The 25,476-nt window shown below is 67.1% G+C and carries 29 protein-coding genes; 16 read left to right on the top strand and 13 right to left on the bottom strand.

The window, feature by feature from the left end; all coding sequences use genetic code 11:
- Positions 1-75 precede the first annotated feature (75 nt).
- Both CEX88_RS19350 and CEX88_RS19345 read right to left on the bottom strand, forming a co-directional pair.
- Entirely contained in the window at positions 76-498 is a 423-nt protein-coding gene (locus CEX88_RS19350) for a hypothetical protein (protein WP_231987774.1), read from the bottom strand.
- A 121-nt stretch (positions 499-619) separates the two neighbouring features.
- Positions 620-1,078: a PASTA domain-containing protein gene (locus CEX88_RS19345; RefSeq protein ID WP_066844245.1), complete on the bottom strand. Its 459-nt coding sequence runs from the start codon at positions 1,076-1,078 to the stop codon at positions 620-622.
- A 212-nt stretch (positions 1,079-1,290) separates the two neighbouring features.
- On the opposite strand from CEX88_RS19345, the gene CEX88_RS19340 reads away from it, so the two are divergent.
- The 4 genes from CEX88_RS19340 to phoU all read left to right on the top strand — a co-directional run bounded on the left by CEX88_RS19340 (position 1,291) and on the right by phoU (position 6,512).
- Positions 1,291-2,289: an acyl-ACP desaturase gene (locus CEX88_RS19340; RefSeq protein WP_066844248.1), complete on the top strand. Its 999-nt coding sequence runs from the start codon at positions 1,291-1,293 to the stop codon at positions 2,287-2,289.
- A complete protein-coding gene (gene dusB, locus CEX88_RS19335) occupies positions 2,286-3,446 on the top strand; it encodes a tRNA dihydrouridine synthase DusB (protein ID WP_094294702.1) in 1,161 nt (386 codons plus the stop codon). The genes CEX88_RS19340 and dusB overlap by 4 nt, the downstream gene beginning before the upstream one ends.
- A 185-nt stretch (positions 3,447-3,631) precedes the next feature.
- A complete protein-coding gene (locus tag CEX88_RS19330) occupies positions 3,632-5,749 on the top strand; it encodes an LCP family protein (protein ID WP_094294701.1) in 2,118 nt (705 codons plus the stop codon).
- A 94-nt stretch (positions 5,750-5,843) separates the two neighbouring features.
- Positions 5,844-6,512 carry a phosphate signaling complex protein PhoU gene (phoU, locus tag CEX88_RS19325; protein ID WP_068198449.1) on the top strand — a complete coding sequence of 223 codons (669 nt, stop codon included), beginning with the start codon at positions 5,844-5,846 and terminating at the stop codon, positions 6,510-6,512.
- Between the two features lie 18 nt (positions 6,513-6,530).
- Here the strand turns inward: phoU and pstB are convergent, their stop codons facing one another.
- The 6 genes from pstB to CEX88_RS19295 all read right to left on the bottom strand — a co-directional run bounded on the left by pstB (position 6,531) and on the right by CEX88_RS19295 (position 12,247).
- Complete coding sequence (gene pstB / locus CEX88_RS19320; protein ID WP_094294700.1) at positions 6,531-7,307, bottom strand: phosphate ABC transporter ATP-binding protein PstB; 777 nt, start codon at positions 7,305-7,307, stop codon at positions 6,531-6,533.
- Between the two features lie 9 nt (positions 7,308-7,316).
- Complete coding sequence (pstA, locus tag CEX88_RS19315; RefSeq protein WP_064397551.1) at positions 7,317-8,231, bottom strand: phosphate ABC transporter permease PstA; 915 nt, start codon at positions 8,229-8,231, stop codon at positions 7,317-7,319.
- Positions 8,228-9,271 (bottom strand): phosphate ABC transporter permease subunit PstC, encoded by a 1,044-nt coding sequence (pstC, locus tag CEX88_RS19310; RefSeq protein WP_094294699.1) that lies wholly within the window; start codon positions 9,269-9,271, stop codon positions 8,228-8,230. Before pstC ends, pstA begins: the two co-directional genes overlap by 4 nt.
- A 48-nt stretch (positions 9,272-9,319) precedes the next feature.
- Positions 9,320-10,453, bottom strand: coding sequence for a phosphate ABC transporter substrate-binding protein PstS (gene pstS / locus CEX88_RS19305; RefSeq protein WP_202931573.1), 1,134 nt, complete (start codon positions 10,451-10,453; stop codon positions 9,320-9,322).
- A gap of 124 nt (positions 10,454-10,577) precedes the next feature.
- Positions 10,578-11,471, bottom strand: a complete 894-nt coding sequence (gene mshD / locus CEX88_RS19300; protein WP_094294698.1) for a mycothiol synthase — start codon at positions 11,469-11,471, stop codon at positions 10,578-10,580.
- The gene (locus CEX88_RS19295; RefSeq protein WP_066844484.1) at positions 11,468-12,247 is read right to left on the bottom strand and encodes a winged helix-turn-helix transcriptional regulator; all 780 of its coding nucleotides are present in this window, start codon (positions 12,245-12,247) and stop codon (positions 11,468-11,470) included. The genes mshD and CEX88_RS19295 overlap by 4 nt, the downstream gene beginning before the upstream one ends.
- Before the next feature lie 160 nt (positions 12,248-12,407).
- On the opposite strand from CEX88_RS19295, the gene lmeA reads away from it, so the two are divergent.
- From lmeA to CEX88_RS19255, 8 genes are all read left to right on the top strand, one after another.
- A complete protein-coding gene (lmeA, locus tag CEX88_RS19290; protein ID WP_238382117.1) occupies positions 12,408-13,223 on the top strand; it encodes a mannan chain length control protein LmeA in 816 nt (271 codons plus the stop codon).
- Positions 13,220-13,642 (top strand): thioredoxin family protein, encoded by a 423-nt coding sequence (locus tag CEX88_RS19285; protein ID WP_066844272.1) that lies wholly within the window; start codon positions 13,220-13,222, stop codon positions 13,640-13,642. The genes lmeA and CEX88_RS19285 overlap by 4 nt, the downstream gene beginning before the upstream one ends.
- A gap of 5 nt (positions 13,643-13,647) precedes the next feature.
- A complete protein-coding gene (locus CEX88_RS26620; protein ID WP_420799233.1) occupies positions 13,648-13,764 on the top strand; it encodes an Ms5788A family Cys-rich leader peptide in 117 nt (38 codons plus the stop codon).
- A 107-nt stretch (positions 13,765-13,871) separates the two neighbouring features.
- Complete coding sequence (locus tag CEX88_RS19280) at positions 13,872-14,348, top strand: DUF4395 domain-containing protein (RefSeq protein ID WP_094294697.1); 477 nt, start codon at positions 13,872-13,874, stop codon at positions 14,346-14,348.
- A gap of 36 nt (positions 14,349-14,384) precedes the next feature.
- Positions 14,385-15,218: a sulfurtransferase gene (locus CEX88_RS19275; RefSeq protein WP_066844278.1), complete on the top strand. Its 834-nt coding sequence runs from the start codon at positions 14,385-14,387 to the stop codon at positions 15,216-15,218.
- Position 15,219: 1 nt separating this feature from the next.
- On the top strand, positions 15,220-15,522 hold the full coding sequence (locus tag CEX88_RS19270) for a DUF1416 domain-containing protein (RefSeq protein ID WP_059098314.1): 303 nt from the start codon (positions 15,220-15,222) through the stop codon (positions 15,520-15,522).
- A 225-nt stretch (positions 15,523-15,747) separates the two neighbouring features.
- Positions 15,748-16,377: a heme-binding beta-barrel domain-containing protein gene (locus tag CEX88_RS19260; protein WP_094294696.1), complete on the top strand. Its 630-nt coding sequence runs from the start codon at positions 15,748-15,750 to the stop codon at positions 16,375-16,377.
- Complete coding sequence (locus tag CEX88_RS19255; protein WP_094294695.1) at positions 16,377-16,685, top strand: hypothetical protein; 309 nt, start codon at positions 16,377-16,379, stop codon at positions 16,683-16,685. The genes CEX88_RS19260 and CEX88_RS19255 overlap by 1 nt, the downstream gene beginning before the upstream one ends.
- Here the strand turns inward: CEX88_RS19255 and CEX88_RS19250 are convergent.
- Both CEX88_RS19250 and CEX88_RS19245 read right to left on the bottom strand, forming a co-directional pair.
- Positions 16,682-17,527 carry an ABC transporter substrate-binding protein gene (locus CEX88_RS19250; RefSeq protein WP_094294728.1) on the bottom strand — a complete coding sequence of 282 codons (846 nt, stop codon included), beginning with the start codon at positions 17,525-17,527 and terminating at the stop codon, positions 16,682-16,684. The two genes, CEX88_RS19255 and CEX88_RS19250, sit on opposite strands and share 4 nt — an antisense overlap.
- A 331-nt stretch (positions 17,528-17,858) precedes the next feature.
- Positions 17,859-18,746, bottom strand: coding sequence for an aminodeoxychorismate lyase (locus tag CEX88_RS19245; protein WP_066844287.1), 888 nt, complete (start codon positions 18,744-18,746; stop codon positions 17,859-17,861).
- A gap of 51 nt (positions 18,747-18,797) precedes the next feature.
- Here CEX88_RS19245 and ygfZ point away from each other — a divergent pair, with 51 nt between their 5' ends.
- A complete protein-coding gene (gene ygfZ / locus CEX88_RS19240) occupies positions 18,798-19,877 on the top strand; it encodes a CAF17-like 4Fe-4S cluster assembly/insertion protein YgfZ (protein ID WP_094294694.1) in 1,080 nt (359 codons plus the stop codon).
- Between the two features lie 122 nt (positions 19,878-19,999).
- A complete protein-coding gene (locus CEX88_RS19235) occupies positions 20,000-20,179 on the top strand; it encodes a DUF3073 domain-containing protein (RefSeq protein ID WP_064395225.1) in 180 nt (59 codons plus the stop codon).
- A 3-nt stretch (positions 20,180-20,182) separates the two neighbouring features.
- Here the strand turns inward: CEX88_RS19235 and purM are convergent, their stop codons facing one another.
- Entirely contained in the window at positions 20,183-21,256 is a 1,074-nt protein-coding gene (gene purM / locus CEX88_RS19230; protein ID WP_064424988.1) for a phosphoribosylformylglycinamidine cyclo-ligase, read from the bottom strand.
- A gap of 108 nt (positions 21,257-21,364) precedes the next feature.
- On the opposite strand from purM, the gene CEX88_RS19225 reads away from it, so the two are divergent.
- Both CEX88_RS19225 and CEX88_RS19220 read left to right on the top strand, forming a co-directional pair.
- Positions 21,365-21,808, top strand: a complete 444-nt coding sequence (locus CEX88_RS19225) for a cupin domain-containing protein (RefSeq protein WP_068198488.1) — start codon at positions 21,365-21,367, stop codon at positions 21,806-21,808.
- Positions 21,809-21,833: 25 nt separating this feature from the next.
- The gene (locus tag CEX88_RS19220; protein ID WP_094294727.1) at positions 21,834-22,790 is read left to right on the top strand and encodes an NAD(P)H-binding protein; all 957 of its coding nucleotides are present in this window, start codon (positions 21,834-21,836) and stop codon (positions 22,788-22,790) included.
- 19 nt (positions 22,791-22,809) lie between these two features.
- Here CEX88_RS19220 and purF read toward each other — a convergent pair whose 3' ends face one another.
- Positions 22,810-24,339 carry an amidophosphoribosyltransferase gene (purF, locus tag CEX88_RS19215; RefSeq protein ID WP_064348064.1) on the bottom strand — a complete coding sequence of 510 codons (1,530 nt, stop codon included), beginning with the start codon at positions 24,337-24,339 and terminating at the stop codon, positions 22,810-22,812.
- Between the two features lie 750 nt (positions 24,340-25,089).
- On the bottom strand, positions 25,090-25,476 hold the full coding sequence (locus CEX88_RS19210; RefSeq protein WP_094294693.1) for a sterol carrier family protein: 387 nt from the start codon (positions 25,474-25,476) through the stop codon (positions 25,090-25,092).

The raw sequence follows: 25,476 nt of genomic DNA, 5'->3' as shown, positions 1-25,476 counted from the left end.
CACGGGGCGGTGTGAACGTAGCGATGCGTCGAGGTTGACGGCGGGTGAAAACCGTTGCGGACTATGAAGAGTGCGTTAATTGTCTGGCGTGACGGGCGATTCCAGCTCGCTCAGTTCCTGCTTGGCAGCTTCCTGCTCGGCCTTGGACTTGGCCGCTCGCCCGAGCGGATTGGCAACGGAGGCACCGGGATTGGTGGCGGTCGCGTATTCGCCGGCGCAGTTCAGCGCGACAGACATTTCGTTCGAGTCGGCCTCGCTGATCCGCAGGAACGATGAGTCCCAGATGTTGGTGACGATGCAATCGCCGAGGTCGAGCTTGTCGCCGACCCGGGAGGCGACCACTGCCGTCCCGCCGGCGTTCTCGATCTGTTCCTGAGCGTCGGAATACTTCATGCCCACGACGCTGGGAGCGGCCGAGGCAACACCCGAACCCAAGACGACAGCCGACGCCGCAAGGCTCATCGCCGACATGAAGCCGATGGAGAGGATCTTCTTCACGTGCCCCAACCTCCGTGTCCAGGCGATGACCGCCGTGTAAAAGCTGGTGGCAGTCTATTGCGGTTCGGTATACACCGCCACCGGAGCAAGCGCCGGTTGTGGAGGTCGGACGGGCGAGAACTCAGTTGTCCGGCGTGACGGGTGCGGCCAGTTCCTGCTCTTCCAACATCGCCGCCTCGCGCGCGGCTTTCGCCTGCTGACGTTGCTGCGCGGCCTTGGCGTCGCGGCCGACGGGGCTCATCGCGGAGTTGCCCGGCGCGCCGGGCGCGGCGACCGCGGCATTGCAGTTCAGGGCCACCATGACATCGCTGTTGGAGACCGGGCGCCCCCGCGAGTTCGGGCGGCGAACAGCGGCATCCCACGCGTTCGTCACCAGGCAGTTGCCTTCGTCGGCGCTGCTCCCGACCCGCGTTGCGACCACGGCGTTGCCGCCGTACTGCTGGATGATCTTCTTGGCGTCCTTATAGGGGCGGTCGACGACGTCGGGCACCGCGGCGGCCTGGCCCGCTCCCATGAGCGCGGTACCCGCCGCTACCGCGGCGACGGCCGCGCCTGCCCACAGATGCCGCAACTTGAGCAACGCCCGTCCTCCGTGTCTCCGGTGATGCCGAATTCAGGGCGTAAGTGTTTGCCCGACGGGGATACTACATCGACGGATGCGTCTCATGAGGCGGTTGTGACACTGTTGCGCGGAACTTGATGTCACCGGGGGACACAGATATATTGAGTGCAACCAACGGGTACAGATATCTAATGGGTGGGGCTCTCGCACGCGAGAAGGAGTAAGGATCAATGCACGAGAATTTGACTGACCTACATCTGCTGCATGAGCTCGAACCTGTCGTCGAGAAGTACCTGAACCGGCACTTGTCGATGCGCAAGGACTGGAATCCGCACGACTACATCCCGTGGTCGGACGGCAAGAACTACTACGCACTTGGCGGCCAGGATTGGGACCCCGAGCAGTCGCAACTGTCGGAAGTCGCCCAGGTGGCGATGATCCAGAACCTGCTGACCGAGGACAACCTGCCGTCGTATCACCGCGAGATCGCGATGAACATGGGCATGGACGGCGCATGGGGCCAGTGGGTCAACCGGTGGACCGCCGAGGAGAACCGGCACGGCATCGCACTGCGCGACTACCTCGTCGTCACCCGGTCGGTCGACCCCGTGCAGCTGGAACAGCTGCGCGTCGAGCAGGTCACCCGAGGCTTCTCCCCGGGCCAGAACCAGCAGGGCGACCTCTTCGCGGAGAGCCTCTTCGACTCGGTCATCTACGTGACCTTCCAGGAGTTGGCGACCCGCGTCTCGCACCGCAACACCGGCAAGGCGTGCAACGAGACCGTGGCTGACCAGCTGCTGGCTCGGGTGTCGGCCGATGAGAACCTGCACATGATCTTCTACCGGGACGTCTCCGAAGCCGGCTTCGACATCGCGCCCGACCAGGCGATGCACTGTCTTCACCGCGTGCTGCGCAACTTCAAGATGCCCGGTTACACGGTTCCCGAGTTCCGCCGCAAGGCCGTCATCATCGCCGTCGGCGGTGTCTACGATCCGCGTATCCACCTCGACGATGTGGTGATGCCGGTGCTCAAGAAGTGGCGGATCTTCGAACGCGAAGACTTCACCGGTGAGGCCGCGCGCATGCGCGACGACCTCGGTGTGCTGGTCGAGGAGCTGGAGGAGGCCTCGCAGAAGTTCGAGGAATCCAAGCAGCGTCGCCTCGAGCGCGAGGCGCGCAAGGCCGAGAAGCTCTCCGCGAAGAAGGTTCTGGCCGCCTCGCCCTCATGACGGTCCTGGCCGACGAGCGCGAACTGCTGATCGGCCCGATAGGGCTCCGCAGCCCGGTCGTACTGGCGCCGATGGCCGGTGTGACCAACGTCGCGTTCCGCACCCTGTGCCGCGAACTCGAGCTGGCCAAAGCGGGCACGGTCAGCGGCTTGTACGTGTGCGAGATGGTCACAGCGCGAGCTCTGGTCGAGCGGCATCCGGGAACCATGCACATGGTGACGTTCGCGCCCGACGAGACCCCGCGTTCGCTGCAGCTGTACTCGGTCGATCCTCAGAACACCTACGCCGCGGCGAAGATGATCGTCGACGAAGGTCTGGCCGACCACATCGACATGAACTTCGGCTGCCCGGTGCCCAAGGTCACCCGGCGCGGCGGGGGTGCTGCCCTGCCGTACAAGCGCAGGCTGTTCGGGCAGATCGTCGCCGCGGCGGTCCGCGCGACCGAGGGCACCGAGGTCCCCGTGACGGTGAAGTTCCGCATCGGGATCGACGACGGGCACCGCACCCATCTGGACGCCGGCAGGATCGCCGCCGAGGAGGGCGCCGCAGCGGTGGCCCTGCACGCGCGGACCGCGGCTCAGCGCTACTCCGGCAAGGCGGACTGGGATCAGATCGCGGCGCTCAAAGCGCACGTCACGGGCGTACCCGTGCTGGGCAACGGCGACATCTTCGAAGCCTCCGACGCGCTGGCGATGATGTCGGCCACCGGATGTGACGGTGTGGTGATCGGTCGCGGCTGTCTGGGCAGGCCCTGGTTGTTCGCCGAACTGTCGGCCGCGTTCACGGGGCGTCCCGCACCCCCACCGCCCACGCTCGGCGAGGTGGCGTCGATCATCGTGCGTCACGGTGAATTGTTGGCAGCCCATTTCGGTGAGGACAAGGGCATGCGCGACATCCGCAAGCATGTCGCCTGGTACCTGCACGGATTCCCCGCCGGCGCCGACCTGCGACGGGCGTTGGCGCTGGTCAAATCCCTTTCCGAGCTCGAGGAACTGCTCAGTAGGCTCGATGCCGACGTGCCATTCCCCGACGCCGCAACCGGTCCACGCGGCCGCCAGGGTTCTGCTGCCTCGGTGGCATTGCCCGAGGGCTGGCTGGCCGATCCCGACGACTGCACGGTGCCCGCCGGTGCCGAGGTCATGCACTCCGGTGGGTAGCCGTCTCCCAGTCGTCTCCGTCCTGAGACGACTCTGACATCACATCTCTCAGGATGTCTCAGTACGATATGAGTCTCGTTCGTAATGCGCTCCCGTCGCGGAGTCACCCAAGTGCCGTTGCAATGGCGCGCGGTGCCGTGTTCGCCCCTGAGCTGCACATGTCGAGAGTCGGAGGCCGGTAGGACATGAGTGACGGCGATAACGCCACTCCTGGCCCTCCCGACCCCACCGACGGTGACAACCGGTGGCTCACCCGCAGCCAACGGCCCGCGCCGGGCGCTGCGCCCTGGGAGCGTGCGGACCTTCCTCGCCGGCAGGAGCCGTCGGAGGCCGAAGCTGCCGAACCCGAGTCCACGGGTAACCACACCGACGGCGTGACCGTCGCCGACCTCATCGCCAAGTTGTCCGGTGACGGCGCGGTGCCCCCCGAACTGCGGCGTCGGCGCCGCCGCGCACCAGAGCCTCCCGAGCCGCCGGCACCGCCCACCGAGATCATCGCGGCGGTGCCCGACGCACCGGCGGGGCCGGACTCACCGGATGACCCCGGCGAACCAGCCGGACTGTACGAATCGGAGCCGTCCGCTTCCAGCGAGGACAACGACTGCGACACGGAGATCCTGCCAGTCGTCCGCGCCGGTGCGGAGCTGCCCGACCTCGCTCTCATTCGCAGGCCCAGCCGGGTGCCCGCGGCGCATGCGGCCACCGCCGGCAGGCCGGCGAAGCCCCGCAAGCGTCGGCGCCGCACGCTCATCGCCGGACGCGCGATCGCCGCGCTGATCGCCGTGCTCGCACTCGCGATGACCGGCGGGGCATGGCAGTGGCAGTCGGCGAAGAACAACATGATGAACCGGATCTCCGCGCTGGACCCCGATTCTCGCGACATCCTGGACCCCAACGCGCAATTCGGTGACGAGAACTTCCTGATCGTCGGTGTCGATAGCCGGCTCGGCGAGAACAGCGACATGGGCGCGGGCACCACCGAGGACGCCGCGGGCGCGCGCTCGGACACCGTCATGCTGGTGAACATTCCGGCGAACCGGGAACGTGTTGTGGCGGTGTCGTTTCCGCGGGACCTCGCGATCGAGCCGATGAAGTGCGAGCCGTGGGATCCCAAGACCGGCAACTACGGTCCGATCACCGACTCCGAGTCGCCGATGTACGGCGCCGAGGAGGTCTACACCGAGTACAAGCTGAACTCGGCGTACGCCGTCGGCGGCCCCAAGTGCCTGGTCAAGGTCATCCAGAAGATGTCCGGCCTTTCGATAAACCGTTTCATGGCAGTCGATTTCGCGGGGTTCTCGAAGATGGTGGACGCCCTCGGTGGAGTCGAGGTGTGTAGCACCACGCCGCTCGAAGACTACGAGCTCGGAACGGTGCTTCCCCACGCGGGTCGGCAGATGGTCGACGGACACACGGCTCTTCAGTACGTGCGCGCCCGCCAGGTGACCACCGAGACCAATGGCGACTATGGGCGGATCAAACGCCAGCAGCTGTTCTTGTCGTCGCTGATGCGCTCGATGATCTCCAAAGAGGTGTTCTTCTCGCTGTCCAAGCTCAACAACGTGGTCAACATGTTCATCAACGACAGCTATGTCGACAACATGGACACCAAGGACCTCGTGACGCTCGGCCAGTCGATCCAGGGCATCGCCGCCGGCCGGATCACGTTCTTGACTGTGCCGACGACGGGCTACATGGACGAGTACGGCAACGAGCACCTGCGGGAGGAGGACACCCGGGCGATCTTCGACGCGATCATCAACGACGATCCGCTGCCTGAGGAGAAGAACGCCGACAACACCCCGGTGCCCGGGACGCCCGAGTCGTCGACCCGCGCCCAGCCCGAGTCGGCCGCGCCGACCCATGACGCCGCGCCGTCGGGTGAGCTCGTGGACGCGATCACCACCGATCCGGCCGACATCACGGTCCAGGTATCGAACTCCACCGGGGAGAACGGTCTCGCCGCGACGGCGGCGAGCGAACTGCAGACCCACGGTTTCAACGTCACCTCCCCCGACGACTACCCGGGTCCGCTGGATTCGACGACGGTGTTCTTCTCACCGGGCAACGAAGAGGCGGCGGCCACGGTGGCGTCCTCCTTCGCCAACGCCAAGGTGGAGCGAACGACGGGGATGGGTGACACCGTGCGCGTGGTGTTGGGCAGCGACTTCCACACCGTCACCCCGCCGTCACCGAGCGGCTCCCCGGTCCAGGTGCACGTCGTTCGCGGGTCCAAGAGCACCCCGACGCAGCTCCCGGAGGATCTCGCGGTCACGAACGCAGCCGACACCAGCTGCGAGTAATCGCGCCGGTCACGGCGTTTCAGCAGGTGGGGTTCACCTTTCGTTCACCGCTCGCTTCATGCCGTTTCGGTCGCGATGCCCGTAGGGTGGAGACATGCGTACTGCGTATCACGAGCAGTTGGAGGCTCTGACCACCCAGCTCGGAGAGATGTGCGGGCTGGCGGGCGCGGCGATGGAGCGCGCCACCCAGGCCCTGCTGCAAGCCGATCTCGTGCTGGCCGAACAGGTCATCACCGACCACGAACAGATCGCCCAGATGAGCGCACGGGCCGAGGAGTCGGCGTTCGTGCTGCTCGCCTTGCAGGCGCCGGTGGCGGGCGACCTTCGGGCCATCGTCGGTTCGATCCAGATCGTCGCCGACGTGGACCGTATGGGTGCCCTCGCGCTGCACGTCGCCAAGATCGCCCGTCGCCGCCACCCCCAGCATGCGCTGCCCGAAGAGGTGAACGGATACTTCGCCGAGATGGGCCGTCTCGCGGTGGAATTGGGCAACAGCGCCCAGGAGGTCCTGGTGACCCGCGACCCCGAGAAGGCCGCGCGCATCGGAGAAGAAGACGATGCGATGGACGACCTGCACCGCCACTTGTTCACGGTGTTGATGGATCGGGAGTGGAAGCACGGCGTGGCGGCCGCAGTGGATGTGACCCTGCTCGGTCGCTTCTACGAGCGGTTCGCCGACCACGCCGTCGAAGTCGCCCGGCGGGTGATCTTCCAGGTCACCGGTAAGCACCCCACCGAAGTGGATATGCCCGCGTCGCGGTGACGCGGGCGTTCGGGCGGCTCAGCCGAAGCGCCCTGAGATGTAGTCCTCGGTCGCCTTCTGGGACGGGTTCGAGAAGATCTTCTCGGTGTCGTCGATCTCGATGAGCCGGCCGGGCTTACCTGTGGCCTCGAGGTTGAAGAACGCGGTCTGATCGCTCACCCGTGCCGCCTGTTGCATGTTGTGCGTGACGATGACGATCGTGAACTCCTGCTTGAGCGTGGCGATCAGATCCTCGATCGCCAGCGTCGAGATCGGGTCGAGTGCCGAGCACGGCTCGTCCATCAGCAGCACGTCAGGCTCAACGGCGATCGCGCGAGCGATGCACAGCCGCTGCTGCTGCCCACCGGACAGTCCGCCGCCGGGCTTGTCCAACCGGTCCTTGACCTCGTTCCACAGGTTGGCGCCGCGCAGCGACCGCTCGGCCACCTCGTCCAGTGTCTTCTTGTTGCGCACGCCTTGAAGCTTGAGTCCGGCGACCACGTTGTCGCGAATCGACATGGTGGGGAAGGGGTTTGGCCGCTGGAACACCATGCCGATGGTCTTGCGCACACCGACCGGGTCGACTCCCGCGCCGTAGATGTTCTCACCGTCGAGCAGCACCGAGCCCTCGACGCGCGCACCCGGGATGACCTCGTGCATGCGATTCAGTGTCCGCAGCACAGTGGATTTACCGCAGCCCGACGGGCCGATGAAGGCGGTCACGTTGCGGGGCGGCACCGCCAGCGAGACATCGGCCACGGCGTGAAACGCGCCGTAGAAGATGTTGACGTCCTTGAGATCTAAGCGCTTGGCCATCGAAATCTCCTAAACCTTTTTGGGGGCGAAGACCTTCGCGAGGAATCGCGCCCCGACGTTGAGTAAGGCGATCAGCAGGATCAAGGTCAGGGCGGCGCCCCACAACCGATCCGTGGGGACGGGATTCGCACCCGCACCCGCCGAGGTCTGGTCGTACATCATGCCGGGCAGCGAGCCCATGAAGCCGTCGAACATGTCGAAGTTCATCGCCTGCGAGTAGCCGACGAGGACCAGCAGCGGTGCGGTCTCACCCATGACGCGCGCCAGCGCCAACATGACTCCCGTGACGATGCCGGATAGTGCGGTTGGAATCACAATGCGGACAATGGTTTTCCACTTCGGCACGCCGAGGGCATAGCTAGCCTCACGCAGGTCCATCGGCACGATACGCAGCATCTCCTCGGTCGCGCGCACGATGACCGGGATCATCAGCAGCACCAGGGACAGCGACACCGCGAAGCCGGACCGCGGGAAGCCGAACGTCGCCACCCACAGTGCGTAGATGAACAGCGCTGCGACGATCGACGGTACGCCGGTGAGGATGTCGACCATGAACGTGGTCACCTTGCCGAATCGTGTTCCGCCGCCGTACTCGACGAGATAAATCCCGACAAACACACCGATCGGAATGGAGATGGCTGCACACACCAAACCCTGCAGCAGCGTGCCCACGATGGCGTGGTACGCCCCTCCGCCCGCCTGGAACGCCGTCATACCCGCTTGTGAGTGCCAGAACCACTGCGGCGAGGTCAGCGAGTTGAAACCCTTGACGACCACCGAGTAAAGCACCCACAGCAGGGGAACCAGGGCGATCAGAACGCTCAGTGTGACCAGAATCGTCGCGACGTTGTTGGTCATCTTGCGGCGAAGGCTCACCCCTTGGAAGGTGGTCGCCTTGACCGGCCGGTCCAGTGTCGACGTCACTTTGCACCCTTCCCGGCGACCGCCGCACGTGCCAGCGAGTTCACCACGAACGTCAGCACGAACAGCACCAGGCCGGCGGCGATATAGGCGCCCGCCTTGTACTGGTCGTTGAATTCGCTTGCGGTGGCTGCGATCAGGCTCGCAAAGGTGTAGCCACCGTCAAACAGCGACCACCCGAACGCCTGCTGTGTTCCGCGCAGGATGATCAGCAGCGCGATGGTCTCGCCCAGCGCACGGCCGAGGCCGAGCATCGCCCCGCTGATGTAACCGGACATGCCGAACGGCAGTACGGTCGTGCGCACCACTTCCCAGCGGGTGGCACCCAGGGCCAGCGCCGCCTCGATCTGGCCCCGCGGTGTCTGGATGAACACCTCGCGCGTGACCGCGGTGATGATCGGAAGGATCATCACCGCCAGCACGATTCCCGCCGTGAAGATCGTCCCGCCGCCTGCCACCGACGCCGTCCCGGTCTTGAAGAGGAACAGCCAGCCGACGTTCTCGTTCAGCCACAACGCAACCGGCTTCAGCACCGGGGCCAGGACGTAGAGCCCCCACACGCCGTAGATGATCGACGGCACCGCGGCCAACAGGTCGACCATGTACGCCAGCGGACCCGCGACCCGACGCGGCGCGTACTGGGTCAGAAAGATCGCGATGCCAAGGGCCACAGGCATCGCCAGAACGAGCGCGAACACCGACACGAATACCGTCACCTGTAGCAGATCGAGGATGCCGAAATGCATCGCCGACGTGTCGGTGGTCTTCCAAGTGCCGCCGTAGAGGAAGAAGTTCTCCTCGTTGCGCGCCAACGCCGGGATCGCCCGCCACAGCAGGAACGCCCCGATGGCCGCGATCAGTGCGACGATGAAGGCGCCCGAGCCCTCCGCCAGCCCGCGGAAGATCCGGTCGCCGACACGCTCTTTGGCGTTCCTCGACGGGTTGCTGCTTATCGGGGTCGGCTCGGGAAAGGGTGAAGCGAGCGCTTCACCCGATCCCGCGTCGGACGGATTGGGGATTGTCACCTCGAGCCTATCGGTCATCGGTCCCAGGACCCATCCTCACCGTATCCTCGGCCGTGCGCCACGAAACTAGGCAATCGCGTCGATGGATGTCAGGAGTCGTTGTTTGAAGCGGTCCGGCAGCGGCACATAGCCCGCGGGCGAAAGGTTCTGCTGACCGTCGTTCGCCGAGATCGTCAGGAACGACTTGACCGCCGCAGCGGTTTCGGGGTCGTAGCCCTTCGAGCAGACGATCTCGTACGTGGCGAGCACCAAGGGGTAGGCGCCGGGCTCCTTCGTCCCGTACAACGAGTTCAAGTCGAGCGTCAGGTCGTTGCCTTCCGCGACGAACGTCGCAACGTCGATCGCCTTCTTGGCAGACTCATCGGTCAGCTCGACCGCGCCTGCGCCACTGTCGATTTGGGCGAACGGCACCCCACCCTGTTCGGCGAAGCCCTTCTCCACGTAGCCGATCGATCCGCCGGTCGCCTGCACGGCCTGCACGACGCCTGCCGACTTCTGGGCGCCTTCGCCGGCACCGCCCTGGAACTCGCTGCCAGCACCCTTGGTCCAACTCTGGGGGGCGGCGGTGGCGAGGTACTTCTGGAAGTTGTCGGTGGTGCCCGAGGAGTCCGACCGGTAGATCGGCGTGATGTCGCTGTCTGGCAGGTTGGTTCCGTCGTTGAGCGCAGCGATCGCGGGATCGTTCCACTTGGTGATCTGTCCCTGGAAGATCTTCGCGAGCAGGTCGGCGTTGAGAATCAGCTTGTCGACGCCTTCGATGTTGTAGGCCAACGCGACTGGGCCGAAGACCAGCGGAAGGTTCCATGCCGGGTTGCCGTCGCAGCGCTGCGCGGCCTGCTGGACCTGATCGCCCGACAGAGCCGAATCCGATCCCGCGAAATCGACCTGACCGGCGATGAACTGCTCGCGTCCGGCGCCGGATCCGGTGGGGTTGTACGACAGGTTCTTACCCGGGCAGTGCTGGCCCCAGACCTTGTTGAACTCGGCGATCGCGTTCTGTTGAGCCGTCGAACCTTCGGCCGTGACGGAGTTCTTGCCGCCGCACTCGACCGATGACGCCGCCCCGTCACCGCCCGTGGTCGCAGTGGTCCCGGCGTTGTTGTCGCTGCCACACGCCGACAAGGTCAACGCCACGATCGCGGCCACCGAGAACGTGGTCAGCAGCGGGCTGCAGGTGGTCTTGCCAAGGTTGAACTTCACGAATCCCACTTTCGAATCGGACGGCTTGAACTCCCTGGCAACGTATGCGGCGCCGGTGGACGAATCGCGGATGACAGGTGAACGGGCGGTGAACACGTTCAGTTAGTTGGCCGTGCTTTCCCAGCTAGCGGTCGGCACGCTGCGCATAAGCGGCATCGACGGAGAACACCGTGAAGCCGAGCCTTCGGTAGGTGTTCACCGCCGCGGAGTTATCTGCTTCCACGTAAAGCATCACGGCGGAATCCGCACTCCCCGACAGTCGCTCGGCGAGGTGATGGAGACCGGTCAGGGTCAGCACTGCGCCGAGGCCGCGACCCTGGGCCGCTGGATCGACGCCGACGACATAGACCTCGCCGAGGTCGGCGTCGTGGATTTTCGTCCAGTGAAATCCGAGCAACTCATCGGTGTCCTCATCGACGGCCAGGAACAAACCGTCGGGGTCGAACCACGGTTCGCCACGGCGCTCGTCGATGTCCGCCTCGGTCCATCCACCCTGCTCGGGATGCCAGACGAAGGCCGCGTTGTTGACGCGCAGCAACGCGGCGTCGTCTGCCGGGCCTGAGTAGGTGGTGATGCGGACACCGTCGGGTGTCGGTGTCGGAGGCAGATCGGTCAGCGGACGCCGCATCTGCAGGAGTTCGCGCACCACCGTCAGCCCGAGCGAGGCGGCGGTCGCGCGTGCCGCCTCCAGGTTGCCGTGCGCCCACACGCGGGCGTCGTCGCCGCCCTCGGCGAGGCCCGCCCGCACCAGCGCCGCGCCGATCCCGCGACGTCGCGAGCGCGGGTGCACGACCGCTTCGGCCATCACCGACTCATCGTCCCCGGCGAGGTTCAGATAGCCGACGATGTCCTCGTCGTCGCGGGCCACCAGGTGGCGGGTGCGGTCGTGCGGCAGTTCCCGCAGCACCTGCTCGCCGACCGGGGCGACGCCGTCCGCGGAGGTGGCGGCCTCGATCAGTTCATGGATGCGACGCTGCTCGTCGCCGGAGAGTTCGGTGCGCCAGAGAAGTTCCGTCACGGGCTTCGCAGCGGGTCGGCCAACGCTTCGGCGATACCGTCCGGCGTCTCGAGGTCCACGCCGTCGATGTCGTCGGGGACCGCGGCTTCGGGGGCGGACGCGCGCCCGCGAGCCGGTCGGACCGCCTTGTAGCCGACGTTGCGCACCGTGCCGATCAGCGATTCGTACTCGGGACCGAGCTTGGCGCGCAACCGTCGCACGTGCACATCCACCGTGCGGGTGCCGCCGAAGAAGTCGTAACCCCAGACCTCCTGCAACAGCTGCGCGCGGGTGAAGACCCGGCCGGCGTGCTGGGCCAGGTACTTGAGCAGCTCGAATTCCTTGTAGGTCAGGTCGAGGGGGCGACCGCGAAGGCGGGCGGTGTAGGTGCCCTCGTCGATCACCAGTTCGCCGAGGCTGATCTTGCCGACGTTCTCCTGGTTGGCCACTCCGCCGCGGCGTCCGACGAGCAGCCGCAGCCGCGCATCGATCTCGGCGGGCCCGGTGCTGGGCAGCAGGATCTCGTCAAGACCCCACTCGACGTTGACGGCCACCAGACCGCCTTCGTTGACGACGGCCACCACCGGCACCGAGGTGCCGGTCGTGCCCAGGAGCCTGCACAACCCGCGAGCCGCGGCGAGGTCGGTACGTGCGTCGACGATCGCGACGTCGGCGCTGCCCGCCTCCAGAAGCGACGACACCTCGGTCGGCGCGGTGCGCACCGTGTGAGCGAGAAGCGACAGCGACGGCAGCACCGCCTCAGGGTGTGGGTCGACTGTCAATAGCAGTAGATCCAACTGGCCCTCCAACAGCCATAGGGACCTCGCCTGGACATCTTTGTCGGTCGGTGACTTCCCAGATTCATGCTCGACATGCGCCCGTTACCGGGGCGATGGTTTTCTAACGATAGCGTGCAACCCGCTCTTCAGCTGCGTCGAACGAAGCGTTGAGCCCGCCGTGGGCCAGAATGTGCGGGTGCGCAAGCTGGTGCTCGGGGTGTTGGCGACGGTGCTGGCGGTCGCCCTGTGCGCCGTCGGAGCCGATTTCGGAGCGGCGATCTACGCCGAATATCGGCTGGCCAGAAGCGTGCGCACCGCCGCTGACCTGCAACACGACCCGTCGGTGGCGATCCTCGGGTTCCCGTTCACCACCCAGGCGGCCGACCGTCATTACGACGAGGTCGAGATCAGGGCGAACGGCGTCGGCAACCGGGTGGTCGGCAAGGCGTCGTTGGAGGCGACGCTGCACGACATCGATCTGCCGGGCGATTCGTGGCTCGTCGAACCCGACGCCACGCTGCGGGTCGGCAAGGCCGAGAGCCGCATCATCATCGACTCGACGCATCTGGGCCGGTTCATGGACATCCCGGATCTGCTGGTCGAGGCGCCGACGGGAGAGAGCAACGACGCCACGGGCGGCACCACCGAATCGGGTATCTCCAGTAACAAGGGCGTGGTGTTCACGGGAACGCCGACGAAAGCCGACTTCCACGAGAGGGTGAGCATCGCGGTGGACCTCGAGGTCGCCGGACCGGACCAGACGACGTTGGTGATGACGGCCACCGGCGTGCTGACCGGCCCCGGCACGGCCGATCAGGAGGTGCCCGACGACAAGGAGGACGCCGTGCTGGCCGCGTTCACCGCGAGCCTGCCCGGACAGAAGTTGCCGTTCGCGCTGGCGCCGACCGCGCAGGGTGCCCGAGGCTCGGACATCATCATCGAGGGCATCGCCGAGGGAGTATCCGTCGCGCTCACCGAGTTCCATCTGTCATGAACTCTTCCTGGGTCTTGGCGATCACCGTGCTCATCGCGGCGCTCGGCGTGGCTTTCGTGATCGGGCGGCTGCTCACGCTTCGAGCGGGCTTGCGCGCGGCGAGTGAGGACGCGGCCAACGTCGACACCAGCGACCTCGGGCTGTCGACGACCGGACCGACGGTCGTGCACTTCTCTGCCGAGTGGTGCGGGCCGTGCGCTGCGGTGCGCACGGTGGTCGACGCGGTCTGTGCCGAGCTACCCGCGGTCGCCCACATCGAGATCGACATCGACGCCAACCCGGAGGCGGCGCGGCGTCTTTCGGTGCTCTCGCTTCCCACCACCATCCTGTTCGACAGGGACGGTCGGCCCCGCTATCGGACTCACGGTGTCCCCAAGGCCGCTGACCTGCGCTCGGCTCTGGAACCGCTGTTGGCTTGATCACCGTGTCGATTGGTAAGCTGTCCGGCGTGTCCGCCCGCCTCGAGCCGATGCTCACCAAGCGCCGCGCAGTCGATCTGTGCCGCGTTGCGGGTTCTTGCTGTTGTTGTCGCAGCTGCTGAGTAGCCGCGCCCTTCTTCGCGCCGCACTCGGGAGCGACCCCTGTGGTCCTTCCCAGCCCAGTCCAGCCCATGACCGCAACAGGAGCGCACGAATGCCAACGACAGATATGTCGACAACACGAAGCCGGACATCTGACCAGGTGGACGTGCGCGGGCCGCGGTTCGCCGCCTGGATCACGACCGTCGTGCTGGTGGCAACTCTGCTGCTGTGGCCGGTGAGTCCGGTGGCCTCGGCGGTCGTGCTGGGCCTGCAGGCGGCGGTGTTCGCCGTCGGGGCATGGCGGGGGCCGCGTTCATATCCCTACGGCCTGATCTTCGCTCGGCTCGTGGCCCCGCGGCTGGGATCCGTGAGCGAGAAGGAGCCGGTGGCGCCGCTGATGTTCGCGCAGTTCGTCGGGCTGGTCTTCGCGGTGGCCGGCGCCGTCGGGTTCGCGACCGGCCTCGGGCTGCTCGGTCTCATCGCCACCGGCCTTGCGCTGGTGGCGGCGTTCCTCAATGCGGCCTTCGGCATCTGCCTGGGTTGTCAGCTCTACCCGCTCGTCGCGCGCGTTCGAAAGAACACAAGCGCACCGTCACCCGCATAGAACTTCAAACCTGAAGCAACCGAAAGGATTTCCTCTATGGCACGCTCCGACGTCCTGGTCACGGCCGACTGGGCCGAGAGCAATCTCAACGCACCGAACATCGTGTTCGTCGAGGTCGACGAAGACACCAGCGCCTACGACGACGGCCACATCGAGGGCGCGGTCAAGATCGACTGGAAGACCGACCTCCAAGACCCGGTGCGTCGCGATTTCGTTGACCAGGAACAGTTTTCGAAACTGCTGAGCGAGCGCGGCATCTCGAACGACGACACCGTGGTCCTGTACGGCGGCAACAACAACTGGTTCGCCGCGTACGCCTACTGGTACTTCAAGCTGTACGGGCACCAGGACGTCAAGCTGCTCGACGGCGGCCGCAAGAAGTGGGAGCTCGACGGACGTCCGCTGTCCACCGAGGTGGTCAAGCGACCCGCGACCAGCTACACCGCCAAGGCCCCCGACAACAGCATCCGCGCCTTCCGCGACGAGGTGATCGCGGCGATCGACAGCAAGAACCTCGTCGACGTGCGCTCCCCCGACGAGTTCTCCGGCAAGATCCTGGCTCCTGCGCACCTGCCCCAGGAGCAGAGCCAGCGACCCGGGCATATCCCCGGCGCCATCAATGTTCCGTGGAGCAAGGCGGCCAACGACGACGGCACCTTCAAATCCGATGAGGCGCTGGAGAAGCTGTACGCCGAGGCCGGGCTGGACGGCGAGAAGGAGACCATCGCTTACTGCCGAATCGGTGAGCGCTCGTCGCACACCTGGTTCGTGCTGCAGGAACTGCTCGGACACAAGAACGTCAAGAACTACGACGGCAGTTGGACCGAATACGGCTCCCTGGTGGGGGCCCCGATCGAGTTGGGAAATTGATATGTGCTCTGCCCCGAAACAAGGCCTGACGTTGCCCGCCAGCGTCGACTTGGAGAAGGAGACGGTGATCACCGGCCGCGTCGTTGACGGGTCGGGACAGGCCGTCGGCGGCGCGTTCGTGCGCCTTCTGGACAGCTCTGACGAGTTCACCGCCGAGGTGGTCGCGTCGGCCACCGGCGATTTTCGGTTCTTCGCCGCGCCTGGCACGTGGACGCTGCGTGCGCTGTCGAAGGTCGGCAACGGTGACGCCGTCGTCGCGCCCTCCGGCGCGGGCATCCACGAGGTCGACGTCAAGGTCGCCTGAGCGTTTCAGCTCGAAACTGAACTTGTGTGCGAAGATCCGCGCGGACCCCGCACACAAGTTCAGTTTCGGCGCACGAGGCCAGGCGGAGGCTGGTGCACTCTGCCTTCGACCGCCCACTAGACTCGTGCCCGTGGTGCTGTTCTTCGAACTCCTGCTCGTAGCCGCGACCCTGGTGATCACCTGGTTCGCGTTGTACGCGGTGTACCGGCTGATCACCGACGAGTCGTGACGTCCGGAGACGACGCAGTAGCGGCCGCCGCAGAACGAGCGAAAACGACCGCCGCGCGCAACATCCCGGCTTTCGGCGATCTTCCCGCACCTGCCGACACCGCCAATCTCCGCGAGGGCGCGAACCTCGACGACGCGCTGCTGGCGCTGCTGCCGCTCGTCGGTGTCTGGCGCGGCGAAGGCGAGGGCCGCGGCGCCGACGGTGACTACCGGTTCGGCCAGCAGATCGTGGCCTCCCATGACGGCAGCGACTACCTGATCTGGGAAGCGCGCTCGTGGCGCCTCAGCGAGTCGGGCGACTTCGAGGGGCACACGCTGCGCGAGTCCGGCTTCTGGCGCTTCGTCAACGATCCGGCCGACCCTTCTGAATCGCAGGCCATCGAACTGCTGCTGGCCCACTCCGCGGGCTATATCGAGCTGTTCTACGGCCGCCCCCTGTCCCAGTCGTCGTGGGAACTGGTCACCGATGCGTTGGCGCGCAGCAAGTCCGGGATGCTGGTCGGTGGCGCCAAACGGCTGTACGGCATCGTCGAGGGTGGTGATCTGGCCTACGTCGAGGAGCGCGTCGACGCCGACGGCGGCCTGGTCCCCCACCTGTCGGCCCGGCTGTCGAGGTTCGCCGGCTGATGCGCGCGAGCATGTTCTTCGCCGGCATCGCCGCGGCCGCAGCGCTCGCAGGTTGTGCGTCCGAACCACCGGGCGAGCAGCAGCCCACCACCTCACCAGCTCCGGCGCAGACCACCACGTCCGAAGCCCCCGTCCAGACCACCACGTCCGAGACCCCAGCCGGTCACGGTTCACTGGCGCAGTGTCTGAGCGACCACGGCGTACCCGCTGCGCCAGGACCTGCCGGCCCGCCACCCGGTGTCGACGCCGAGGCCTGGAACGAGGCCATGCAGGCGTGCGCCACGTTCGCGCCCGGGCCCGCCGGCTAAGCCAGTTGCGGGGCCTTACCCGCATCCGCCAACCATTCGCCGCGCAATTGCGCCAGCGTGCCGTCGTCGCGTAGCGAGTCCACGACCGAGGAGATGCACGCGGTCAACCCGCTGCGTTTGGCGAGCACCAAACCGAACTGCTCCGCGGCTTGGTCCCCTGCGGGCAGCTGGCCGACCATCATTCCGTCGCGCAACTCGCCGACGATCGCGAACGCGGTCGGCAGATCGGCGATCAACGCGTCGATCTCGCCGTCGGAGAGCGCGAGTTTCGCGTCGCCGTTGGTGTTGTACACCGTGACCGCGCTGCTCTTGCCGACTGCCAGCGCGGCGGTGTGGCTGGTGCTGCCGACCTGCGCTCCGAGCCGCAGCATTTTGAGGTCATCGAGACTTTTGACGCCGGCCGCAGGCGAACCCTTGACGGTGACGACGGCTTGGTTCACATCGAAGTACGGCGTCGAGAAGTCGACGGCGGCCCTGCGCTGTTCGGTGATGGAGAACTGGGTCAGGTTGGCGTCGAACGATTTCGCGCCCGCGGCGATGGCTTCTCCGAATGGCACCCGCACCCATCGCACGTCGGTCGCGGCGTAACCGAGCCGGTTCGCGATGGCGTACGCGAGCGCCGATTCGAAGCCTTCCCCGTTGGCCGGGTTGTCGCCCATGTACCACGGCGGGTACACCGGCCGATCGGTTCCGAAGGTGAAGATGCCCTTGTACAGGGTCGCCAGCTTGTCTTTATGACAGTCCCGCAGGCCCGGCGAGCTGTAGGGCTCAGCGGTGGGCGCACAGGCCGTCACGGCCGCGAGGGCGGTCAGCAGCACGCCGAGCTTCTTGACGATGCGCATGGGCCGCATCATCGCCCGGCGCACGTGGGAAGCGCGAGTCCAGGCGTGCAACGGTTCGCTACCGATTCGGCCATCAGATATGGGGCGGCCCCCGAGCCGTGTGTTCCTGGCGGACAAGACCGAGGGGCTCGGGGGCCGGGTGACTGCGGGGAATTCGCCAGCGCGCGCAGGACGCGAAGAGCCGTCAGCTCATTCCCCTGGCGCTGCTAGCTCGCAGCCACCTCACAAGTCCATAAGTCACTCAAAATTCCGGACCACCTCCTCTCCTGTGTACGAGCGACGCTACCCGCGCGTGCAAGAGGCGACAACCGGATTACGGGCCATTCAGCGCTCAGCGATCACACACGATCGCGGCGTCGACGAGTTCGGCGAACTCGGCCGCCAGCGGGCTAAGCGTCAGCGGTGTCCCGTCCAGGGTGTGCACCCGCGCGGCCAACGTGATGCTCGACACCAGCCAAACACCCTGTGCGGTATGCAGATCCGCTGGTCGCAGCGAGCGGTAGTCGCAGTCGTAGCCCTTGTCGCGGGCGACGTCGAACAGCGCCTGCTGCGTGGTGCCGCGCAGGATCGGAAACCACGGCGGTGGTGTGAAGAACGCGATATCGCCCGCACCGGGCTCGGACTCCGCGGCGATCACGACCGTCGAGCGCGGACCCTCGAGGATGAACCCGTCGGTGCCGACGAAGATCACGTCGCCCGCGCCGCTGCGTTCGGCATGTCGCAACGCGGCCATGTTCACCGCGTACGACAGCGTCTTGGCACCGGCGAGCAGCCACGGCATCTCATCCGCGCCGTCGGAGGCGAGTCCGCGCGCCAGCGTCAGCGCGGCAAGGCCGTTGCGGCGCACCTCGGTCACTCGCGCGGGTAACGACCCGACCGTCGCGAATGCCGTCGGGGGCGAACCGCCTTCCCGTCCCCTGCTGTACACCAGCCGCAGCACGCCCTCCTCGCCGGTCTGCGACGTCCATTGGGCCACGGCCGCGGACACCGCGGAGCGCCAGCGCGGCAGGTCGGGGTCGGGCAGGTCGATCATCCGCGCCGACTGGGTGAGCCGGGACAGGTGGGCTTCGAGCAGGCATGGCCGACCATCGCGGATCAGCAGTGTCTCGAAGACGCCGTCGCCGCGCACAGCCGCGAGGTCGTCGGCGTGCAGCAGCGGCGCCGCGGGGTCGTGCAGTCGCCCGTCAAGGGTCACCACGACCCCGGGTTCGCCAGCCATGGGCCCACAGCGTAGCCGTGGGCCGTCGCGCGCCGAACGTAGAGTTGACCTGTGACATCTTCTGGACCCGCCGTCCCTGCTCCCGACACCGGACCCGATGCAGGCGCCGTATGGCATTACGGCGATCCGCTGGGTGAACAACGCGCCGCCGCCGACGCCGCCGTCGTGGTGGACCGCTCGCATCGCGCCGTACTCACGCTCACGGGCGCTGACCGCAAGGCGTGGCTGCACAACCTCACCACCCAGCACGTCAGCGAGCTGCCCGACGGCGCGGTCACCGAGAATCTCAGCCTCGACGGGCAGGGCCGTGTCGAAGATCACTGGGTGCAGACCGAACTCGGCGACATCACCTATCTCGACACCGAACCGTCGCGCGGCGAGCCGCTGCTGGGCTACCTGCGCAAGATGGTGTTCTGGTCCGACGTCGCGGTCGAACCTGCCGATCTGGCGGTGTTGTCCCTGCTCGGGCCGCGGTTGGGTGATGGTGGGGTGCTCGGCGCGCTGGGTGTCGATTCGCTTCCCGCGCAGCAGACGGCTGTCGCGCTCACCGAGGGCGGCTTTCTACGTCGTCTCCGCGGCGACGGAGTCGAACTCGACCTGGTTATCCCCCGTGACCAGGTGCAGCCGTGGCTGCGGCGGCTCACCGACCCCGGGGTCCGGCCCGCCGGGGTCTGGGCGTACGAGGCGCACCGTGTCGCCGCGCTGCGGGCACGCCTGGGGGTGGACACCGATGAGCGCACGATCCCGCACGAGGTGGGCTGGATCGGCCCCGCCGTGCATTTGGACAAGGGCTGCTACCGCGGACAGGAGACGGTCGCGCGGGTGCACAACCTGGGCAAACCGCCCCGAATGCTGGTCCGGCTGCACCTGGACGGTTCCAGCGACCGACCGGCCACCGGCGACCCGGTGCTGGCCGGTGGCCGGACCGTCGGGCGTCTCGGCACCGTCGTCGACCACGTCGACGAGGGGCCGGTGGCGCTGGCGCTGCTCAAGCGCGGCCTGCCCGCGGACACCGAATTGACCGTCGACGGCGTGCCGGCCGTCATCGACGCGGACTCGCTTCCGCCACCCGACGTCGCAGGTGCCGGGCGGCGCGCGGTCGAGCAGCTCCGCGGCGGGGCGCGGCCGTGACGAGGCCCTGCCAGCGCCGCGAGGCCAAGCACGCTAAAGTGTTGGCAGGACGATAAAAAACAGATCAGATCGGAGCCGCCTAACAATTGGGCCGCTCCGTTATTGCGCGAGGGGGTCCCCCCATGGGCCGCGGCCGGGCGAAGGCAAAGCAGACCAAGGTTGCTCGTGAGCTTAAGTACAGCTCACCACAGACCGACTTAAAGCGGCTTCAGCAAGAGCTGTCGGGCGCTTCCGAGAACGACCTGAACGGCACCGATCCGGTGGCCGACGAGTGGGTCGACGAGGACGACTGGCGTCGCTGACCCCTAAAAGCGCGGGTGCTGCCCGACGAGCTCGGCTCGTGGGCCGTCCTTTCCGCCCTTTTTGACCGTTCCCAGCGTCCAGCAGTTCAGGTGGCGCGCGGTCAGGATCGCCAGGGCGCGGTCGGTGTCTTCGGGCGCGACAATCGCGACCATGCCGACGCCCATGTTGAAGGTCCGCTCCATCTCGACGCGCTCGACCCGTCCGCGCTGCCCGATCATCGCGAACACCGGTGCCGGAGTCCACGTGCCACGGTCGATTTCGGCGACCAGACCATGCGGGATCACGCGCTCGAGGTTTCCGGCCAACCCGCCGCCGGTGACATGGCAGAACGTGCGAACCTGGGTTTCGGCGGCCAGCGCCAGACAATCCTTGGCATAGATCCGGGTCGGCTCCAGAAGCTCCTCGCCCAGAGTGCGGCCGAACTCTTCGACATGGCCGGCCAGGTTCATCCGGTCGATCTCGAGCAGCACCTTGCGCGCCAGCGAGTATCCGTTCGAGTGCAAGCCCGTCGAGGCCATCGCGATCAGCACGTCGCCGGGCTTGACCCGATCAGGGCCGAGCACGTCATCGGCCTCGACCACGCCCACCCCGGTCGCCGAGATGTCGTAGTGGTCGGGCGCCATCAGACCGGGATGTTCGGCCGTCTCACCGCCGAGCAGTGCGCAACCGGCCTGCAGGCAGCCATTGGCGATGCCTGCCACTAGTTCGCTGATCCGCTCGGGAACCGTGCGGCCCACCGCGATGTAGTCCTGTAGGAACAGCGGTTCGGCACCGCAGACGACCAGATCGTCGACGACCATCGCGACCAGGTCGATTCCGACGGTGTCGTGCTTGTCCATGGCCTGGGCCACCACCAGCTTGGTGCCGACTCCGTCGGTGGAGGAGGCCAGCACCGGCTCCCGGTAGCCGCCGCGCAGCGCGAACAGTCCGGCGAAGCCGCCGATACCGCCGCGCACCTCGGGTCGGGTCGCCTTCTCGGCGAGCGGTTTGAGGAGTTCGACAGCGCGGTCACCGGCTTCGATGTCGACCCCGGCCGACGCGTAGGAGATGCCGGCAGGTTCGGCGCGTTCGGTCATCGCGGTAAAGGCTACCGGTGTTCGCCGCGCCGCGGTAACCGCCTACGGCGGTCCCCACTCCGGCCGAGATGTCGCGCGGTTGCCCACGGTGTGCCAATCTGACCGCTCATGACAACAGTTCGCTGGTCCGCCTCTGCCCTGTGCGCGTCGGTGACGGTCGCCATCGCGTTGTTCGGCCAGGCCGAAGCGGCCGCGACGCCGTCGTCCGGCGTGCAAGCAAGGACGCTCTCGGAGGCCACGGTCGACGGAATCGACTACGTCACCCGCGAGATCACCATCGCGCCCGGCGGCAGCACCGGCTGGCACTATCACGACGGCCGGGTGTACGGGGTGATCCGCGAGGGCACGCTCACCCATGACGCCGCGGCCAACTGCGCGCCCGACGGCGTCTATCCGCCGGGCGCACCGATCACCGAGGCCACCGGTCCTGGCAACGTGCACATCGGCCGCAACCTGGGCCCGGCGCCGCTGGTGATGTGGGTGCTCTACATCAAGCCCACTGGCACACCGCTGTCGGTTGACATGCCCGATCCCGGTTGCGGGTTTGCCTGACGCCCAAACCGGCGATCCCGGCGGGGTGACTGACGAGATCCGTTGCTTGGTGACCGGAGCGACCGGCTACATCGGTGGCCGGTTGGTGCCCGCGTTGCTCGACCGCGGCCACACGGTACGTGCGCTGGCGCGCAACCCCGACAAACTCGACGCTGTGCCGTGGCGCGACCGGGTCGAGGTGGCACGCGGCGACCTCGGGGACGCCGACTCGCTGCGAGAAGCGTTCGCCGGCAGCGACGTCGTCTACTACCTGGTGCATTCGATGGGCAGCTCGTCCAATTTCGTCGACGAGGAGGCCCGCTCGGCCCGCAACGTCGTTGCCGCCGCCCGCGATGTGGGCGTCAAGCGACTGGTGTACCTGAGCGGACTGCACCCCTCGGGAGCCGACCTCTCCCCGCACCTTCAGTCCCGGACCGACGTCGGCGAGATCCTGCTCGAGTCCGGGATCGAGACCGTGGTCTTGCAGGCCGGCATCGTGATCGGTGCGGGTTCGGCGTCGTTCGAGATGATCCGCCACCTGACCAACCGGCTGCCGCTGATGACCACGCCGAAGTGGGTGCACAACAAGATCCAGCCCATCGCGATCGACGATGCATTGCACTATCTGGCGGAGGCCGCCACGGCGCCGGTACCCACGTCGCGCACGTGGGACATTGGCGGGCCGGACGTCTTCGAGTACGGCGAGGCGATGCAGGTGTACGCCGAGGTTGCGGGACGCCGACGCCGCATGATGGTCGTATTGCCTTGGCTCACACCGACAATCGCGAGCTGGTGGATCGGGTTGGTGACCCCGCTCCCCGGCGGGCTGGCGCGGCCGCTGGTGGAGTCGCTGGAGTGTGACGCGGTGATGGCCGACCACGACATCGACGCCGTCATCGCGCCGCCTGACGGCGGTCTCACCGGTTACCGGGAGGCGGTGGCCAAAGCCCTGAAGAGGGGACCGTTACCGACCGACCCGCACTGGGCGCACGTGGGGACGTAGTCACGGGCGTCGGTTGCAGCTACGGACGACGAAGCGCCGAGACGTTGTCGTTGCCGGACTGCAGCGGGATACCGCTCTTGGCGGCGGTCGAGAGCATGTGTTCGATCACGTTCTTGCCCAACGCCGATTCGCCCGGCAACTCGATCGGGTACTTGCCGTCGAAGCATGCGCTGCACAACCGCGATGCAGGCTGCTCGGTGGCCGCGATCATGCCCTGCTTGGAGATGTAGCCGAGTGTGTCGGCGCCGATCGCGTGGCGCACCGCCTCGAGCATCTCGTTCTCGTCGTCGACGGCGTTGGCGATCAGCTCGGCCGGGGTGGCGAAGTCGATGCCGTAGAAGCACGGCCACTTCACGGGCGGGGATGCGATGCGCACGTGCACCTCGACCGCCCCCGCCTCCCGCAGCATCCGGATCAGGGCGCGCTGGGTGTTGCCGCGGACGATCGAATCGTCGACGACGATCAGGCGCCGCCCGCGGATCACTTCCTTGAGCGGGTTGAGCTTGAGCCGGATGCCCAGTTGGCGGATGGTCTGGGACGGCTGGATGAAGGTGCGCCCGACATAGGCGTTCTTCATCAGGCCCTGGCCGTACGGGATTCCGGACTCCTGCGCGTAGCCCACCGCGGCGGGTGTGCCCGACTCCGGCACGCCGATCACCAGGTCGGCCTCGACCGGCATCTCCCTGGCCAGCCGGCGCCCGATGTCGACGCGCGTCGCGTGCACCGATCGCCCGGCCAGCGTGCTGTCGGGCCGCGCGAGATAGACGTATTCGAAGACGCAGCCCTTGGGCTCGGGGCTGGCGAAGCGGGTGGATCGCACCCCGTCGGCGTCGATCGCCAGCAGCTCGCCCGGTTCGATGTCGCGAACGAAGGACGCGCCGACGATATCGAGCGCCGCGGTCTCCGAGGCGACGACCCAGCCGCGGTCCAACCGCCCCAGCGCCAGCGGCCGCACTCCGTACGGGTCGCGGGCCGCATACAGGGTGTTTTCGTCCATCCACGTCAGACAGAACGCGCCGCGCACCGTGGGCAGCAGTTCGAGGGCGGCCTGCTCGAGCGTCGAATCGGCCGCACCGTGGGCCAGCAGGGCGCCGAGGATGTCGGAGTCGGTGGTCGCCACCGGAGCGCCCCTGGTGTCGAGCAGCCCGGCCTCACGGGCCCGGGCCGCCAACTCGGCGGCGTTCACGAGGTTGCCGTTGTGTCCCAGGGCCACGCCGGTACCGGCCGAGGTGTTGCGGAATACCGGCTGGGCGTTCTCCCACGTGGTCGACCCGGTGGTCGAATAGCGACAGTGCCCGATCGCGACGTGACCTTCCATCGCGGCCAGCGTCTGCTCGTCGAACACCTGGCTCACCAGGCCCAGATCCTTGAAGACCAGCACCTGAGAGCCGTCGGCGACGGCGATGCCCGCCGCCTCCTGCCCGCGGTGTTGCAGGGCGTACAAGCCGTAGTACGTGAGCTTGGCGACCTCTTCACCCGGCGCCCAGACGCCGAATACGCCGCACTCTTCGCGGGGTTCGTTATCCGTATCCGTCTGCTCGCCGGTCACGATAGGGCTGCTCCGAGGGGAGGGTGGCTGATGCCACGAGTCTACGGGCATTCCTGAACAGCTTCGCACCTGCGGGGCGTGTCGTGGGACACGTTCAGAACGGCCGTCGATAGTCACTTTCACGGCCGCACCCCACGCCTATCGCGACCCCCTGAACATCCGGGCCGACAATTGGTGCGACCGTGTCCACGACCGACGTGGCAGTTCTCGAATGCGTGACTACCCAGGAGAGCGACGATGCCGCGCGCCCGTGGTGGCAACTGCGCACCCGCATCGCGGCAGTGGTGCAGGCCCTGCTGGGGGCTGGGTACCGATCGGATGCGTGGCGCTGAACTGGCAGGGCTGGCAGTCGTACGGCGGCGGACGCGCCAAGCACGACGCATACGGCATCTGGTCGGTCACCGAATTTCACCTCGACGGCGCCTTGCACCCACCGATGACCACCGACGAGCAACGTTGGCAGCGTGTGGTCTTCGACCAACCCGAGCTGGTGACGTATCAACGCATGAACGGCGAGTTAGTCTCGGCGCCTGCGCTTTTCGACGACACGGCGGGCACGCTCGAAGTGTCCGGCACCGCCACCCTAACGGTCGAGCGGCTCACCCCGGACCAGCTGCGTCTTCACGGGCACCTCCGACGGCAGGCCGGTCGCCATGTCGTTGCGGCGAATGGACCACAACAGCTTTCCGCTGCGCACCCGCGGCTTCAACTGAGTTCAGGACTATCCGTACTTCCGGTGACCGTCGCCGGTCAGAGTCGCAGTATCGGTAGCCAGTCGGCGATCTCAGCGGCGCGTGAGCCCGACATGACCAGCGTGCCGTCTGCTGCGGCGTCGGCCATGGTGGCCAGGCCGGTCGCCAAAAGCAGCCACGTCCGCGGATCGGTTTCGACCACGTTGGGCGGGTTACCGCGCCGGTGCGCCGGGCCTTCGATGCACTGCACCGCGACGAACGGCGGCACGCGAACCTCGACGCTGGAACCCGGCGCCGACGCCGCGAGCGTGCGCGCCGTCAACCGGACCGCCTCGCCGAGTTGGGTGCGCGACGGTGCCGCCTGCGAGTCATCGCGCAGCCAGTCGGCGAGCGCTTCCACCGCGGCGCGGGTCTTCGCCGGATCGGCTGTGTGACGGGCGGCCAT

Source organism: Mycobacterium neumannii, from assembly GCF_002245615.1.
Classification (GTDB): Bacteria; Actinomycetota; Actinomycetes; order Mycobacteriales; family Mycobacteriaceae; genus Mycobacterium; species Mycobacterium neumannii_A.
This window is presented reverse-complemented; position numbering and strand designations above follow the sequence as displayed.